At 58.8% G+C, this 14,412-nt stretch carries 18 protein-coding genes and 1 pseudogene; 12 read left to right on the forward strand and 7 right to left on the reverse strand.

What is annotated here, in order from left to right; translation table 11 throughout:
- The first annotated feature begins 24 nt into the window (after positions 1-24).
- From B0G57_RS04885 to B0G57_RS04895, 3 genes are all read left to right on the forward strand, one after another.
- Positions 25-1,017 (forward strand): ABC transporter substrate-binding protein, encoded by a 993-nt coding sequence (locus tag B0G57_RS04885; RefSeq protein ID WP_018439412.1) that lies wholly within the window; start codon positions 25-27, stop codon positions 1,015-1,017.
- Positions 1,018-1,174: 157 nt separating this feature from the next.
- Positions 1,175-1,486, forward strand: a complete 312-nt coding sequence (locus tag B0G57_RS04890) for an MCP four helix bundle domain-containing protein (protein ID WP_026229437.1) — start codon at positions 1,175-1,177, stop codon at positions 1,484-1,486.
- 30 nt (positions 1,487-1,516) lie between these two features.
- On the forward strand, positions 1,517-1,855 hold the full coding sequence (locus tag B0G57_RS04895) for a hypothetical protein (RefSeq protein WP_146013315.1): 339 nt from the start codon (positions 1,517-1,519) through the stop codon (positions 1,853-1,855).
- Positions 1,856-1,917: 62 nt separating this feature from the next.
- Here B0G57_RS04895 and B0G57_RS04900 read toward each other — a convergent pair whose 3' ends face one another.
- Both B0G57_RS04900 and B0G57_RS04905 read right to left on the reverse strand, forming a co-directional pair.
- The gene (locus tag B0G57_RS04900; protein ID WP_018439411.1) at positions 1,918-3,030 is read right to left on the reverse strand and encodes a Gfo/Idh/MocA family protein; all 1,113 of its coding nucleotides are present in this window, start codon (positions 3,028-3,030) and stop codon (positions 1,918-1,920) included.
- A gap of 72 nt (positions 3,031-3,102) precedes the next feature.
- The gene (locus tag B0G57_RS04905; protein WP_018439410.1) at positions 3,103-4,419 is read right to left on the reverse strand and encodes a Rieske 2Fe-2S domain-containing protein; all 1,317 of its coding nucleotides are present in this window, start codon (positions 4,417-4,419) and stop codon (positions 3,103-3,105) included.
- A gap of 433 nt (positions 4,420-4,852) precedes the next feature.
- On the opposite strand from B0G57_RS04905, the gene B0G57_RS04910 reads away from it, so the two are divergent.
- Positions 4,853-5,794, forward strand: coding sequence for an NmrA/HSCARG family protein (locus tag B0G57_RS04910; protein ID WP_018439409.1), 942 nt, complete (start codon positions 4,853-4,855; stop codon positions 5,792-5,794).
- A complete protein-coding gene (locus tag B0G57_RS04915) occupies positions 5,791-6,639 on the forward strand; it encodes an alpha/beta fold hydrolase (RefSeq protein ID WP_018439408.1) in 849 nt (282 codons plus the stop codon). Before B0G57_RS04910 ends, B0G57_RS04915 begins: the two co-directional genes overlap by 4 nt.
- Here B0G57_RS04915 and B0G57_RS04920 read toward each other — a convergent pair.
- The 3 genes and pseudogenes from B0G57_RS04920 to B0G57_RS31075 all read right to left on the reverse strand — a co-directional run bounded on the left by B0G57_RS04920 (position 6,631) and on the right by B0G57_RS31075 (position 8,212).
- A complete protein-coding gene (locus tag B0G57_RS04920) occupies positions 6,631-7,464 on the reverse strand; it encodes an enoyl-CoA hydratase-related protein (RefSeq protein WP_223258547.1) in 834 nt (277 codons plus the stop codon). The two genes, B0G57_RS04915 and B0G57_RS04920, sit on opposite strands and share 9 nt — an antisense overlap.
- 290 nt (positions 7,465-7,754) lie before the next feature.
- Positions 7,755-7,976 (reverse strand): annotated as a pseudogene (locus B0G57_RS04925) (hypothetical protein); the annotation flags it as partial.
- A gap of 89 nt (positions 7,977-8,065) precedes the next feature.
- Entirely contained in the window at positions 8,066-8,212 is a 147-nt protein-coding gene (locus B0G57_RS31075) for a hypothetical protein (protein ID WP_158256603.1), read from the reverse strand.
- Between the two features lie 68 nt (positions 8,213-8,280).
- On the opposite strand from B0G57_RS31075, the gene B0G57_RS04930 reads away from it, so the two are divergent.
- From B0G57_RS04930 to B0G57_RS04945, 4 genes are all read left to right on the forward strand, one after another.
- Positions 8,281-9,489 (forward strand): permease, encoded by a 1,209-nt coding sequence (locus B0G57_RS04930; protein WP_018439404.1) that lies wholly within the window; start codon positions 8,281-8,283, stop codon positions 9,487-9,489.
- An 18-nt stretch (positions 9,490-9,507) separates the two neighbouring features.
- Positions 9,508-9,906, forward strand: a complete 399-nt coding sequence (gene copM / locus B0G57_RS04935; protein ID WP_020566041.1) for a CopM family metallochaperone — start codon at positions 9,508-9,510, stop codon at positions 9,904-9,906.
- A 257-nt stretch (positions 9,907-10,163) separates the two neighbouring features.
- Positions 10,164-10,442, forward strand: a complete 279-nt coding sequence (locus B0G57_RS04940; protein WP_018439402.1) for a type II toxin-antitoxin system RelE/ParE family toxin — start codon at positions 10,164-10,166, stop codon at positions 10,440-10,442.
- Between the two features lie 7 nt (positions 10,443-10,449).
- Positions 10,450-10,752, forward strand: a complete 303-nt coding sequence (locus B0G57_RS04945; RefSeq protein WP_018439401.1) for a HigA family addiction module antitoxin — start codon at positions 10,450-10,452, stop codon at positions 10,750-10,752.
- A gap of 33 nt (positions 10,753-10,785) precedes the next feature.
- Here the strand turns inward: B0G57_RS04945 and ribA are convergent, their stop codons facing one another.
- Positions 10,786-11,433 (reverse strand): GTP cyclohydrolase II, encoded by a 648-nt coding sequence (ribA, locus tag B0G57_RS04950; protein ID WP_018439400.1) that lies wholly within the window; start codon positions 11,431-11,433, stop codon positions 10,786-10,788.
- A 305-nt stretch (positions 11,434-11,738) separates the two neighbouring features.
- Between ribA and B0G57_RS04955 the strand changes: the two genes are divergently transcribed.
- Both B0G57_RS04955 and B0G57_RS04960 read left to right on the forward strand, forming a co-directional pair.
- Positions 11,739-12,203, forward strand: a complete 465-nt coding sequence (locus B0G57_RS04955) for a CBS domain-containing protein (RefSeq protein ID WP_018439399.1) — start codon at positions 11,739-11,741, stop codon at positions 12,201-12,203.
- Positions 12,204-12,671: 468 nt separating this feature from the next.
- A complete protein-coding gene (locus B0G57_RS04960; RefSeq protein ID WP_018439398.1) occupies positions 12,672-13,376 on the forward strand; it encodes a helix-turn-helix transcriptional regulator in 705 nt (234 codons plus the stop codon).
- Here B0G57_RS04960 and B0G57_RS31285 read toward each other — a convergent pair.
- Complete coding sequence (locus B0G57_RS31285) at positions 13,339-13,674, reverse strand: helix-turn-helix domain-containing protein (RefSeq protein ID WP_189595301.1); 336 nt, start codon at positions 13,672-13,674, stop codon at positions 13,339-13,341. The genes B0G57_RS04960 and B0G57_RS31285 overlap by 38 nt on opposite strands.
- A gap of 147 nt (positions 13,675-13,821) precedes the next feature.
- Between B0G57_RS31285 and B0G57_RS04970 the strand changes: the two genes are divergently transcribed.
- Positions 13,822-14,412: an acyl-homoserine-lactone synthase gene (locus B0G57_RS04970; RefSeq protein ID WP_020566040.1), complete on the forward strand. Its 591-nt coding sequence runs from the start codon at positions 13,822-13,824 to the stop codon at positions 14,410-14,412.

The raw sequence follows: 14,412 nt of genomic DNA on the forward strand, positions 1-14,412 counted from the left end.
TCTGCAATCAGTACGGGAGTATCAATGAGCAAGCTTCAGCTTTCCATCGCCGTCGGGAACTATGACCGCATCCGGCCGCTCGTCGATGGTGACGTCCAGATCGATGGCGTCGATCCCGTATTCATGTTGCAGGAGCCGGAGGAAATTTTCTTCCGGGCGTTCCGGCATGCGGACTACGACATCTGCGAACTCTCACTGAGCAGCTATTCTGTCAAGACTGCAGCGGGGGTCTCGCCGTATATCGCTGTGCCGGTCTTCCCCTCGCGCGCTTTTCGCCACACGTCCATCTATGTTCGCGCCGACCGCGGAATTAGCTGCCCCGAAGATTTGAAGGGCAAGCGGATCGGCGTTCCGGAATATCAGCTCACGGCAAACGTCTGGGTCCGCCTCTTCCTCAACGAGGAGTATGGCGTAAAACCATCTGACGTCACCTGGGTTCGGGGAGGCTATGAAGACCCCACGCGCGTAGAAAAGATCGCCCTTAGGCTTCCGCCGGACGTGCACCTCGAGAACGCACCGGAAGGAAAGACAATCTCAGGCATGCTCGAGACCGGCGAAATCGACGCACTCATCGGGCCGCGAGCGCCGTCGTGCTTCGAGCGAGGGCATCCGCAGATCAGGTACCTGTTTGAAGACCCTCACGCGAGCGCCGCGGAATGGTACCGGCGGACGTCGATTTTTCCGATCATGCACACCTTGGGCATCCGGAAGGAACTCGCCGAGCGTTATCGTTGGTTGCCCGAAGCCGTGGTCAAGGCATTCGAAAAGTCGAAGGCTATCGCACTTTCCCGCCTGAACGACACTTCTGCGACGAAGGTTACCCTTCCCTTCGTGGAAGATCATCTGCGCGCCGCGCGTAAGCTGATGGGCTCGGATTTCTGGTCCTACGGATTCGCGGCAAACGAAAGCGTCATCAATCGGTTCCTCAAGCAGCACTTCGACGAGGGTCTATCGGCGCACCTGCTGGAAGCAAAAGAGTTGTTTCATCCAGCCAGTCTTGAGGGCTTCAAGCTCTGACCGAACGAAACCGTAGTACTAATCACGATGTCATGCCGCGTAAACCCCAGGCTTCAAGATCGCCGCAAAAGCGCCGTAAAGATCGGCAAGGCCAGCCCGTTTTCTAGCTGGCCGATGGATCAGCCGCGTTTTGAAACGATACCTGTGGAGGGTTCGCATGAAGTGGTTCTATCGATTGAGTGTCGGGAAGCGGCTGACTGTTCTGATCGCGTGCGCCACGCTTGGCCTCTCGCTTATATCGGGGCTCGCATTCTATGAAATACAACGCGTCTACGATTCAGCTTCCTACGCGAGCGTCAACACCGTCCCGAGCCTCGTGGTCCTTGACGAGGCACAAGGTGGCTTCGGCACGACCCGGGTGCTCGTATATCAACATCTGCTGAGCACGGATGCAGCCGAGAAGAACGAGATCGCCGATAAGATCAGCGCTCAGCACCAACGTATTGTCGAAGCGCTGAAACGCTATTAGCCGTTGGTCTCCGACGATCGCGATCGTGCGATGCTTGCCACTGATCGCGAATTGCTCGCGAACTACGATGGGGTGCTCGAAAAGACACTCGATTTGTCGAAGTCGAACGCGTCGGCTGCGTTCACGCTCGCACACTCGCAATTGATGCCCTTGGCGGAGAAACTCAACGCCGCACTGGTGGACCACCGCCGTTACAACGCCCAACTCGGGCAGCAAGGCAGCGACGATGCGGCAGTCATTGTTCGCCGCGTGCTGTGGTTGGTCGTGATTGTGGCAGCATCGACCATGGCGGACTCGGCTTCGCCATCGTGCGCCACCTGTTGGGCGAGCTGGGTGGCGAGCCGTCGTATGCCGTGCAAGTATCGATAGCCTGGAATGCGAGAAGGCCGCAGATACGCCCTTCTCTTTTTAGCCGCGAGCGGCGGGCGGCTCTACAGTTCGATGTCCTTCTCTTTTTCGTTCGACTTCAGCATCGCAAGACATATCTCCAGCGTCCCTCTGGCCCATTCGCCATCGTGAATCGGTGGCGCCTTCTCCAGAACCGCGGCGTAGAGCTCGTCGATCACTTCTCTTCGCGGCACCGACGGCAAGTCGACAGGTCGTCGTTCCGAACACATATCGCCATAAACGATAATGCTGTCGGCCATTGGCCGGAGGTCCCCTCGTTCGCACGACACGATCATCGGACCGAAATGCTGATGGCAGAAGGATAAGCGTTCTGGGGACGGCGGCTTGTACGAAGCACCACCGTAGGTTCCCTCAGCCTTGAGCCGCGCCTCTTGCTCAGGAGACTGCAGCGTCGCCAGTCGCCGTCTTGCGCCTCCATACGCGTCCGGGCTTTTCGCCGCGCCCATCTCACCGATCCAGCCCATCCATTCGTCGGAGTCGAAATGTCCGTATCCGCTATACGAGACGGAGGCGAACGCACCGCACTCAAACCAGATGATGGCGCTATACGCCCCCTCCGTCGGCCTTTCTGCGTCCCATCGCCCGACTGTCGCTCTGAGACGCCTCGCCGGCGAACCCACCAACAACCGCACGATGTCCACCTGATGCGCGGCCTGACTGAAAACCGCTCCGCCTCCTTCTGCCGTCGATAGTTCTTCGGGACGGCGAGGACGATAGAGGTAGTCGGTAAAATTCAGAGCATGGATCATTTTGATCGCTCCGAACTCCCCGCTCGCGACAAGCCTGCGCGTCTCAAGATACGGGGTGTCGAAGCTGTGGCAATGACCCACGATAAGTGCAACGCCTGCCTGGCGACAGGCGTCGATCATCTGGTCGCATTCCGCGAGAGTCAGGGCCATCGGCTTTTCGACGAGAACATGCTTCCCTCGCGCTGCCGCGATCTCCGTATGCGCCGCGTGAAACTGGTGCGGACTGGCGATATAGATTGCCTCGACGTTCGGGTCGGCGGCGAGCTCCCGGACATCGGCATACGTCGACGCCGAGAACTCCTTCGCGAATTGCTGCCGGGCTTCCGCACGTGGGTCGCAAGCGGCGACCAGCTCTACACGTCGGTCAGCCAGAAACGTTGGCAGCATCAACGAAAATGCTCGACCCAGTCCGGCTACACCGATGCGTAACCGGCGCGGTTGCACTAGGTCCGCGGACATTTAACGCGTCACCTGGTAGTTTGTGTCGAGCGCCGGCTGGTCCATATCTCCCCAGACGTACCTCGTCTCATACGCGCGCCAGTCGACTTCCTTCGGAATCACCGCTTGGAACGAACAAACCGTCTGCGGCGGGGTCAGCTCAGCCGTCCCGATCGCCGTCGCGCCGCTTTCGAACTCGCGCAGTGCCTCGAGCATCCGCTTACGAAACTCGACGATCGCGAGATCGCTCGCACCGAGCCGCTCGTCGGAGCGATTGGCGATCGGCCCCATCGTCACCCACATGGCGATGTCCTGATTAGGGAAGCCCTTGATGCCGGTGAAGTTTCCTGCCTTCATAGCCTCCCGGTCCTGCCAAAACCTGTTCTCGTGATTGCGCAGGGGACGGTAGCACTCGTCCAGGTCCACCCCCACCTGCTGGCAGAGGAATTTGCGCCAGGTTTCGGTCTCGGGCGTGGTCTTAGGATCGCCCCAAGCGATGAAATAGAACGCCGTATTATGGTCATCCATCGGAACGTTCACGTTCGCCACGTTGTAGAGATTGTTGGGCGGGATCAAAACCGTTGCGGGCGCGACGAATACCGTCGAACGAACGTACTCGTGCGTGTTTGCATTGAAGATCGGCCGTCGGATCGCAGCGTACCGAAAACCGTAGCTCGTGCGCTCGACTTGCAGGCGCGGCGCCTTGTCGGTAGATGGCCTCAACCAGTTCTTGGCCGTCGCTTCCGCGCCGCCGACGCGAGCCGGCACGAAGTCGGACGAGTGGAGACTGGAGCTGTGCGCGGAATCGATGGCGCCTTCGAGTACTTGCGCCCAGTTGCACGGCAGCAGCGCTTTCGCGATCGTGACGCGCGTTTCCGCGGTCGGCGCCCACGGCGGCGGAACAAACTCGGGAATCGCATCTTGAGGCCCCATATAGGCCCATATCATGCCGCCCCACTCCTTTGTCTGATACGCCTTGTGCTTAACCTTTTGGGTCATCGTACTCGCTGCCGGTTCAGACACCATCTCAATGACATTGCCGGCCACGTCCATCTTCCAGCCGTGATACAGACACCGAAGTCCGCAATCTTCATTGCGGCCGTACACGAGCGACGCGCGCCGATGCGGACAATACTCATCCATGACACCTACCCGCCCTTCCGTATCGCGGAACACGACGAGATCCTCGCCGAAGACGCGCGCCTTGACGGGTGCGCCGTCCGGCTCACTGACCTCTTCGATCAGACAGACAGGGGTCCAGTGCCGCCGCATGAGTTTTCCCATCGGGGCGTCGCCCACAACGCGGCACAGCAACTCGTTCTCTTCGACCGTCAACATGTTTCGTCTCCCGGCGGCATGTGCCGCCCCGCTGGTTAGATCGTCGCCATTCTATTAGATCTATAATTTCTGTGAAAGCAGTTTGGCCTGTTTCTGTGCAGCACTTCAGCCGCCATCGAGCTCGCACCGCTTCACCGGCACATCACTTCTATTTTACTAGCCTTCTAATATTAACTGTACCCCCGCAAGGCCGACACTCGCAACCTCGGGTTATCGCTGATGTCCGCATGAGAAAGCAGAAAGGCGGCGCGACCAGCCGCTGTGTGTCGCGCCCGAGTTTTTCGAACATCGTGTTAATATTGGAACGCTCTCCGAGCACTAGGCCGCGCATCTGCGATGACTCTCACCGGATCCGAGTCAAGAGTCATAGTGCATAAGCCACCGAGCCACGACATGCGTCGCCTACTTCTTTCGCTCGGCAAAGGGATAAGTCATGATCGATTCATCCGACGCGGTACTCGTCATCGGCGCAACCGGCGCGCAAGGGGGAGCCACCGCTCGCCACTTGCTTCGCGCCGGGCGCCAAGTGCGCTTCCTGACGCGAGATCCAGACTCGCCGGCAGCACGGGCACTCATCGAAAAAGGTGCGAAGGCACTGCGCGGAGATTTGGACGAACGCGAGTCGCTCGAAGAAGCGCTGAAGGGCACCGGTTCTGTCTTTTCCGTACTGCTTCCCGATTTCGACCACAGCGACAGCGAACGGCGCCACGGTTTTGCGCTCATCGACGCAGCGCGTAACGCGGGCGTCACTCAGTTCGTTCATACCTCCGTCGCGCAATCCGGCAATCACCAAACCTTTCCGGGCTGGAATGAAAAGCGTTGGAACAGGAAATACTGGACCGACAAATGGGAGGTTGAAGAGGCTGTTCGCTCGGCGGGCTTCGAATCGTGGACGGTCTTGCGGCCAGCATTCATGATGGACAACCTTGCTGAGCCGAAATCCCGCGCGATGTTTCCGCATTTGCACGAGGGCGTGCTCCTCAGCGCCTTGCGCGCCGAAACGCGACTCGACTGGATTGCCGCCGACGACGTCGGTGCGCTAGCCGCGAGCGCGCTAAATGATCCGCAACGATGGCATCGCGAGACAGTGCCTCTGGCTGCGGAAAATCTCACGATGTTTGAAGTCGCGCATCGCCTCAGCCGGGTCTTCGGGGCACAAATCAGAGTCTCGTGCGTTTCCCCCGACGAAGCGCTAGCCGAAGGCCTCTCTCCCGGCTGGGTGAATGCGCAGGAATGGATCAACGCGGTCGGATATCGCGTCGATATCGATTCGCTTGCAGAGCTTGGTATACAGCTGACACCGATGGCAGACTGGATCGAGGCAAATCGAGCGTCCATATCAGCGCCAGACTCACCTATGGAAGAAACCAGATGAATGCTCGTGTCCCGTCCTGGTTCGATCGCGCGATACTTGAGCCGCGTCGATCGCACTTTACCGAAACGAGCGGGACCGCCGTGCATTACGTCTCGTGGAATGCCGCCGACAAAGGCAAGCCCTCGCTACTTTTTGCGCACGGCTTCCTCGGGCACGCGCACTGGTGGGACTTTATCGCACCGTTCTTCATCGATCGCTTTCGCGTGTTCGCCTTGGATTTCAGCGGCATGGGTGACAGCGGCTACAGGCAGGAATACAGCGCCGATGTGTTCGTCCACGACCTCGCCGCCGTGGTCGACGCGATCGGCACCGGACCATCGGTCGTGGTGGGCCACAGCTTCGGCGGATCGCGTCTGCTCCAGGCATGCGCGACGTTTCCTGACCATCTCTCGCATGCGATCGTGCTCGACTCGTATTTCAAGCTGCGCGGCGATACGTTGCCGATCGTCGAACGACGCCCGCCGCCGCGCCCCTATCCGGACTGGCAAACCGCAGTCAGCCGCTTTCGGCTCGTCCCTGACCAGGATTGCGAGCCGTGGCTCCTAGAGCATCTCGCGCGGACATCGCTTCGTCAAACCCACGACGGCTGGGTATGGCGCTTCGATCCGAAGTTGCGAAATGTCCAACCAGTCGAAGGCGAGGCGGACCTGCTGACTCGCATCAAGGTTCCGGTCAGCTACGTTCACGCCGAATGCAGCAGCGTAGTCAGCGCCGATCGCGCGCGCGACATCGTCGCAGCAATTCCCTCCGCAAAGGGCCCCATCACCATGCCATGCGCGGGCCATCACATGATGCTCGATCAGCCACTCGCCCTGGTGAGCCTGTTACGAGCATTACTAGCATGATTTCCGATGGATCTGGCGCGATTGGAAAAAGCGATCCCGCTGTCTCGACACCTCATCGGAGGCAACGAGTCGGTCATAAATTGCACGGGCTGCCGCCATCCCTGAATCGAAATCGGAAGACTCGGCCGCTGCAGCGATCGCATTCAGGCACTCGTTTTCTATTGCATCGCTGTGGGCAAGACGTGCGCGCGCTTCAGCGACAACCTGAACCCAGTCGCAAGGGGGGACCGGTAGCCGGCGTATCAACGGCAGCGACGTGGTACCCATCTTTTCTCGCGCCAGTTCTAACGCAACACATAATACGTGGCGTTCGTCTGCCTCGATGACCCGGTCAAATAACTTTGTGTCTCTCAAAGTTCTTGCTGGCACGATCCGGCCTTCAAGAATGAATTGGATCGAGTGTGCGAGCCCCAGCACGCGCGGCAAGCGCTGCGTGCCTGACAAAGGAATGACGCCGAGCTTGCACTCCGGCAGGCCGATTTTCGAATCGCCCGCGACAACCCGATAGTGGCAAACCAACGCGGTTTCCAGACCTCCGCCGATCGCAAAGCCGTGGATTGCCGCAATCACCGGCTTGTCGCTCGCCTCGATTACAGGGTGAACGTGCAGCGACAACGCTGGCGAAGCCGTCGCGGCGGGGGTCCCGAACTCCCGAATATCGCCGCCCGCGGAAAAACCGCGCCCGCCGCCATTGAGCACGATCGCCCGAACCCGCGCATCGCGCCGTGCCGCTTCAAATGCAGCGACGAGTCCGCATCGGACCGGTAGCCCTAGACCGTTGACCGGCGGATGGCTCATTGTGACGATGGCGACCTCGTCTTCCACGCGATACTCGACGCCGGCGAAGTGCGGCGGATTCCAAGACGCCATTTGGTTTACGCGGTTCAGTTTCACAGTGCTTGGAAGGCCCACCCTATGCAAGGTCGCGCTGCGTCGGCGGCCATTTCAGACATGGGTTGCCTCACTGTTTTTGTACATGGTTCATATTTTTGAATGCCGATCGTAAAGTTACTGCAGAGAAGTGACTTGGTCAAGTAGCATCGTTGAATCGTTGCGCACGCTAGGTTGTCCCTGGAAGCGTATACCAGCCGGCGTCACTTTCAGCCCACATGAAATCAGCTATCCGGCAGTTCGCCGGTGTAATTGAAGGCGACGGTCCCTTTCGGGTGCTTGAACCAGCCCGGGTCGCGATAGTCGTTGCGGCCAAGTCCCTCGCGCACCTTCACGACGCCCGGAAAGACTCGTGCACTCCATGTCCACATGTTGAAGTCCGTCATCTCTTTGACGCGCGGCGTGAAGGTGCCGGGATCGATGTCGTAGGCGGACATCAGGAACACCAGCGACGTCGTCCCCATTGACATTCCCACCGTGTGAAGGTCCATGCTCTGTCACCGCTTGGGTTTTCAAGGAGCCCGGAAAACGGAATTTAATGTAATGGACATGTCATGCGGCGGATATTCGGGTCTGGCAAAGTTGCCGCGATTTCCTCGTGGGCATGAAGGGTGCTGCCCGCTTCGTCGGCGTTTTCGATATGAAAACGCTGAAGCTGGTCAACACCATTAAGTTTAGTCATTCGCCGCGCGGCATTTACTTCTATAGCCGCGCGCTGCTCGCATACAACGCTAGCCAAAGGAGGTCGCGATGGAGATAGTCACCGCAGTCGGCCATGCCCTCTGGATGGCCTTCACCATGCTGTGGCAGATTTTCTGGGGGCTGAGTCTCGGCTTCCTGTTCTCCGCAGTAATTGAAGTTATCGTGTCGAAGTCGGAGATGTCGAAGCTCCTACCCGACGCGTCGCCTCGCTCGCTGACCGTTGCCAGCCTGCTTGGTGCGGCGTCCTCGTCTTGTTCTTATGCCGCGGTTGCCATGGCCCGCTCCATCGTGCGCAAGGGCGGCAACTTTACCTCCGCGATGGCGTTCCAATTCGCGGCCACGAACCTGGTGCTCGAACTGGGCGTACTGATGTGGGTGCTGATTTCCTGGCAGTTCGCCGCCGCTGAGTTCATCGGCGGCCCAATCATGATTGTCGTTCTCGTATTGATCTTCCGCTTCTTTCTCAGTGAGTCGTTAAAGAGCAAAGCTATCGAGCAGGCGGACAAGGGTATCGCCGGCAGTATGGAAGGCCATGCAGCCATGTCGATGGCCGAACAGCATGGGACCTGGAAGCAACGTCTCTTATCCCCGGACGGGTGGATAGCAATCAGCCACAGCTATGTGATGAACTGGGCAATGCTGTGGCGCGACATCGCGATCGGCTTGCTCGTCGCAGGCGCGCTCGGAGCCTGGGTTCCCGACAGCTTCTGGCAGAAATTCTTCCTCGTCAGTCATCCAACGGCGGCGATGGTTTGGGGTGCGTTTGTAGGCCCGCTCATTGCGGTTGCGTCGTTTACCTGTTCCGTGGGAAATGTGCCGCTCGCCGCGGTGCTGTGGAATGGCGGTATCAGCTTCGGCGGTGTCGCTTCCTTCATCTTTGGCGACCTCGTCATCCTTCCGATCCTCAACATCTACCGGAAGTATTACGGCGGCAGAATGACAACGTTCCTTGCCGTGACTTTCTATCTGTCGATGGTCGTGGCTGCATTGGTCGTCGAAGCATTGTTTCAGCTTCTGGGGTGGGTGCCGAAGGAACGGCATACGGCAGTCATTGATGCTGCCATCACGTTCAACTACACGACCGTTCTCAACATTGTCTTTGGCGTCGCGTTCATCGTGCTGACCGTCCTGTTTTTCAAAACCGGTGGCCGGGAGATGATGCGAATGATGAAAAGCGGCGAGCACGACCATCGCGCAGCTGGGCATCAGGGCTCGCATAACCATGTCGCCTCTCAGCATCATGGCCATTCCGAATAATCCAAACGGAGATTGCAAATGAAAAAGCTTCTTGTCCGACGCACCGTTTCTGTTTGCGCGGGTCTGTCACTGGCCATTGCGGCGTTTCCTGCGAGCGCGCAGCAAGGCGCTTCAATGCCGGGAATGAGTATGCCCAGCGCGGCCGGCAACGGGTCGTCCCCATCGACCTCGGCCTACAAAGAAGCGGACCAGAAAATGATGAAGGAAATGAACGCGCCCGCGTACATAGGCGACGCTGACAAAGACTTTGTCGCCCACATGATTCCCCATCATCAAGGCGCAATTGATATGGCCGAGGTGGAGGTGAAGTACGGGAAGGATCCTGGCTTGAAGCGGCTGGCTAGGAGCATCATTAAGGCGCAGCACGATGAAATCGCCTATATGGAGAAATGGCGGGCGAAACACGGTGGAAAGTGACGGACCGTGCCGGCGGGGATCCGTCTGCGCGACGACAAAGGAAGGCGTTTAGTCGACCGCAAGCGCAATCGCGACCCCAGCTACTCGTTCTCTTCGAAGTAGTGAACTCGTCTCGCCCCAGCAAGCCTGCTTCTGGAAGGTTATGCAAAACCTACGCCGAACTTGTCTTAAGTAGGGACAGATATCAGAGCCAAGATTCCGCGCATCAGCTCCGCTCAACTCTTGAAGGTTGTGTAGCGTTGCGCTACACTACACAAATGATCAAGTCCTTCCGGCACAAGGGCCTCCAGGGTTTCTTCGAGACAGGCTCCAAAAAGGGTATTCGACCAGATCACGCCGACAAGCTGCTTCGCCAGTTGACCCGGCTGGACTTAGCCAGCGGCCCCGAGGACATGAACGTGCCGGGGTGGCGGCTACATCCCCTGGCGCAGGATCTTGCCGGTCACTATTCGGTCAGAGTCAATGGCAACTGGCGTATGACGTTCACCTTTGACGGCACCGATGCGATTCTGGTGGACTACCAAGACTATCACTGAGGCAATCATGACTCGAATCTTCAATCCGCCGCACCCCGGCGAAACGCTGCGCGAAGACGTACTGCCCGAACTGGGGCTCACGGTCACGGAAGCAGCTGAACAGCTTGGCGTGACGCGCACTGCTCTGTCGCGTGTGCTGAATGGTCATGCCGCAATCTCGCCCGAAATGGCGTTACGTCTGGAGCAATGGCTGGGCATCGAAAATGGTGGGCGGGCCGACTTGTGGATTGCTCAACAGGCAGCGTACGACCTTTGGCAGGCTCGCCAGAAAGGTGTGCCGCACGTCGAGCGAGTGCGTCTTGCCGCTTGAAGCAGGCGTTTGCTCACAAACCCCAGCCCCAAACTACTCGTTCTCTTCGAAGTAGTGCCCGAACTTGGCTTGCTTCGTACGAATATAGCGCTCGTTCTCGTCGCGCACGGGAATCGCCAGGGCCACACGTTCGCAGACGGGGATTCCGTGCTTCGCCAGCGTGTCGAACTTCTTCGGGTTGTTACTGATCAGCTTGACTGACGTGACCTTCAGTATTCGCAGAATCGCCGCGGCCGAATCGTACTCGCGCGCATCGTCCGGCAGCCCGAGCTCCAGGTTCGCTTCGACGGTATCGAGCCCTTGCTCCTGCAGTGCATAGGCTCGAATTTTGTTCGAGAGGCCGATGCCGCGCCCTTCGTGTCCGCGCAGATAGAGCAGCACGCCGCGCCCCTCTGCCGCGATGTAGCGCAGCGCGAGATCGAGCTGTTCGCCGCAATCACAGCGGTAAGACCCCAGCACATCGCCGGTCAGGCATTCTGAATGCAGTCGGGTCAACACCGAATTCTGGTGGCTCACATCGCCCATGACGAGCGCAAGGTGCTCGGCATCACCGGAATTCACGCGAAACGCGTACGACTTGAACGTGCCGTACCGGGTAGGAAGGGTCGCGGTAGCGACGAGCGTGACGCATTCTTCTGCGCGGTCGCCGTCCGTCGACGACGATGGGGAAAACGTGGGCATGACTCTCGCAAGTTGAAAGGACGATCTCCGCGCGCCAAATACCGGCGCTAGTCGGGAGTGTACCCGTATTCCCTGGCGCTTGCCCCGAGCGGAGGCCCACCGGAAATAGCAATCCCCACCAGAAGCGCGCCAAAAAGGGCTCATCGCGGCGGGCGCCTTCCTTTTGAGCGTTTGTTGGCGCCGGTTGGGCGACAGCACCTCGCCGCTCGACCACCTATACTCCATCCAACGGATCGGCGCCGCACCGCTTCGCTCGCGCCGCAACCTATCCGGGCCGTCGTCAGATGACAAAAAGGAGACGAAACATGCCGAGCGTTGCACAAATCCTCACGACGAAGTCTGAACCGCGAATGCACCATGGCCGTCCCGTCGTAACCATCGACGCGGACGATTCAGTGTTCGAAGCCGTCAAGCTGATGGCCGAGCATCAAATCGGCGCGCTCATCGTCACTGAAGGCCCCGACAACAAGATCGCCGGCATCATTACCGAGCGCGATTACGCCCGCAAGATCGTGCTCATGGAACGCTCGTCCAAAACGACGCCCGTGCGGGACATCATGACTGCCCATGTTCGCTACGTGCGCCCGACGGATACGGTCGAAGAATGCATGGCTCTGATGACAGCCCATCGGATGCGCCACTTGCCCGTCATCGACGAGGACCGGCTCGTCGGCATGGTATCGATCGGCGACCTCGTGAAGACAATCATCTCCGACCAGCAATTCACGATTCAGCAACTCGAGCATTACATCATGGGGGCACATACCTGACCTCGTTAGGGGCGACCGACGCCCCCAAGCCCCTTCTCTCGGAGTCCGCCCTCAGCCCTGAAGGGAATCCCCCTTCGGGGACTTCTTGCATTGCACGCCGCCGCGTTCAGTCGGTGACCTTGAATGGTATCGGTTCGACTTATAAAAATCCGGATGACTTATTCTTGATCCGATAAAACAATTATCGTAGCGCGAATCTGTAATCGATTCCGCCCGTCGCAATTTCGAATGTCTACTCGAATTAGTCAGATTTGATACGCAATTGATAGCCCTCGACTACAGACGACATCGGGCATAGATGGCATCATTGGAACGCGTAGCCGAGGCATCGTTCGCGATCATTTCCGAACGATAAAAGTCCAACAACAGACCTTGCGGAAAACAACCTTGAAAAAAATATCGCCCCGGTCCTCCCGGGCGGGCAATCCCGACTTGCGAGGACTTATGCCGCGTAATTTTATCGAACCGATGTCGGCGCTTTGGCGTGCGGCCGACGAGAGGTCCTGGTTTCGCGCGCTATGCCTGACGGCGCGCCGATGTGGCTTCGACCATACGCTATTCGCCGTCATCCCTCGTCCGGGCATGCGCTATGCCGACGTCTACCTGCACAGCAACCACGCTTCCTCCTGGCGAGAGACCTATGACGAGCGAGCGTTCGTGCGTATCGATCCAACCGTGATCCATTGCCTGAGGCAAACCGCACCGCTTATTTGGTCTTCGGCGGCTTTTACCGAAACCCGGCAAAAGGAAATGTACGAAGAGGCGCGCCGGCACGGCCTCGCGACCGGCGTCTCTCTGCCAATCCATGGGCCGAAACAGGAAGTCGGCATGCTTTCTTTCGCATGCGGCGATCAATCGCGCCGCGAGCTGGAATCGAGCGTGCGGCGCCATTTGCCTTTTTTGGCTCTACTTCGGGACGTGGCTTTCGACACCGGCCAGCGCTTCCTCTCCCGTCACGCCGAAACGTTGATACCGAAATTGACGCCCCGCGAGTACGAGTGCCTGAAGTGGACGGCACAAGGCAAATCGACCTGGGAGATCGCCAAGATCTTCGGCTGCTCGGAAGCCACCGTGAACTTCCATATGGCCAATATCCGCACCAAGTTCGGCGTCAGCTCGAGAAGCGCCGCGGCCGTCAAAGCGACCCGAATGGGTTTAATAGATCCCTACTGAACGATGCCGGCCGATGAGCCGGCGCGCGCTTTCCCAAGGCGATGGAAATGTCATCATCAGTAATTCGGTGTGCGAAATACAGCTTCAGCAGCAGCATCACGGGCTTCGGAATATTGGCGCCGAGCTCGAAGCGGCTACCGCGAGATTGCGTGACGCCGAAACGCGCCCAAAAGACTTTTTGGCTTTCTCTTATCTTCCTTCGATAAGCCTGAACGAATGCATTGTCGATATTTCCTTCGCGCGGCTCGGGGAGGCCGTTAGCGGTAGATTCGATAGAGCGGGCATCGATGATTGACATTTGTTTTCACCTTGTTCCGTACTCGGTACGCGAATCATCCCAAGTATCGCCTGTCATTTGAACCTATCTTGCTTGCCAGTTTCGCATCGCAAGCAGGCTGCATATGGTTTATGCGCATCGGCTAGCCCAACCACGATGGAGGACGAGATGAAAGCGAAAATCGCGATCGGCACTCAAAAAGATTTCGATGTCGATGTACTGGCCTGTATGTACCGCCTGCGAGCCCGCGTTTTCGGCGAGCGAATGGGATGGGAGGTAGCCATCCTCTCCGGCATGGAAATCGATGGGTACGACGCGTTCTCGCCGTACTACATGCTGGTCCACGATGAGCACGACGCGCTGTGCGGGTGCTGGCGCCTCATGCCCACCACCGCACCTTACATGCTGCGCGATACGTTTGCCGATCTGCTGCATGGCCGGCAGGCACCTCGATCGCCGCATGTCTGGGAGTTGAGCCGGTTTGCGATCGAATCACCGGAAAAACGCGGCTTCGGCTTCGCGGCGCTCGCACTGGAGGCGATGCGCGAAGTCGTCCGGTTTGCGGACCGGATGGGTATCACAAGCTATGTGACGGTCACGACGATCGCCATCGAACGCATGCTCAGAAAAGCGGGCGTCGAGACGCACCGTTTCGGTCCCCCGATGCAGGTCGGCGTCGAACATGCGGTGGCTCTCACGATCATGCTCGGCGCGCAAACGCGCCGCGCGCTGTTCGAATCAGTGGCCGTAGCCGCGTGA

Origin of the sequence: Trinickia symbiotica (assembly GCF_002934455.1) — a bacterium.
GTDB lineage: Bacteria > Pseudomonadota > Gammaproteobacteria > Burkholderiales > Burkholderiaceae > Trinickia > Trinickia symbiotica.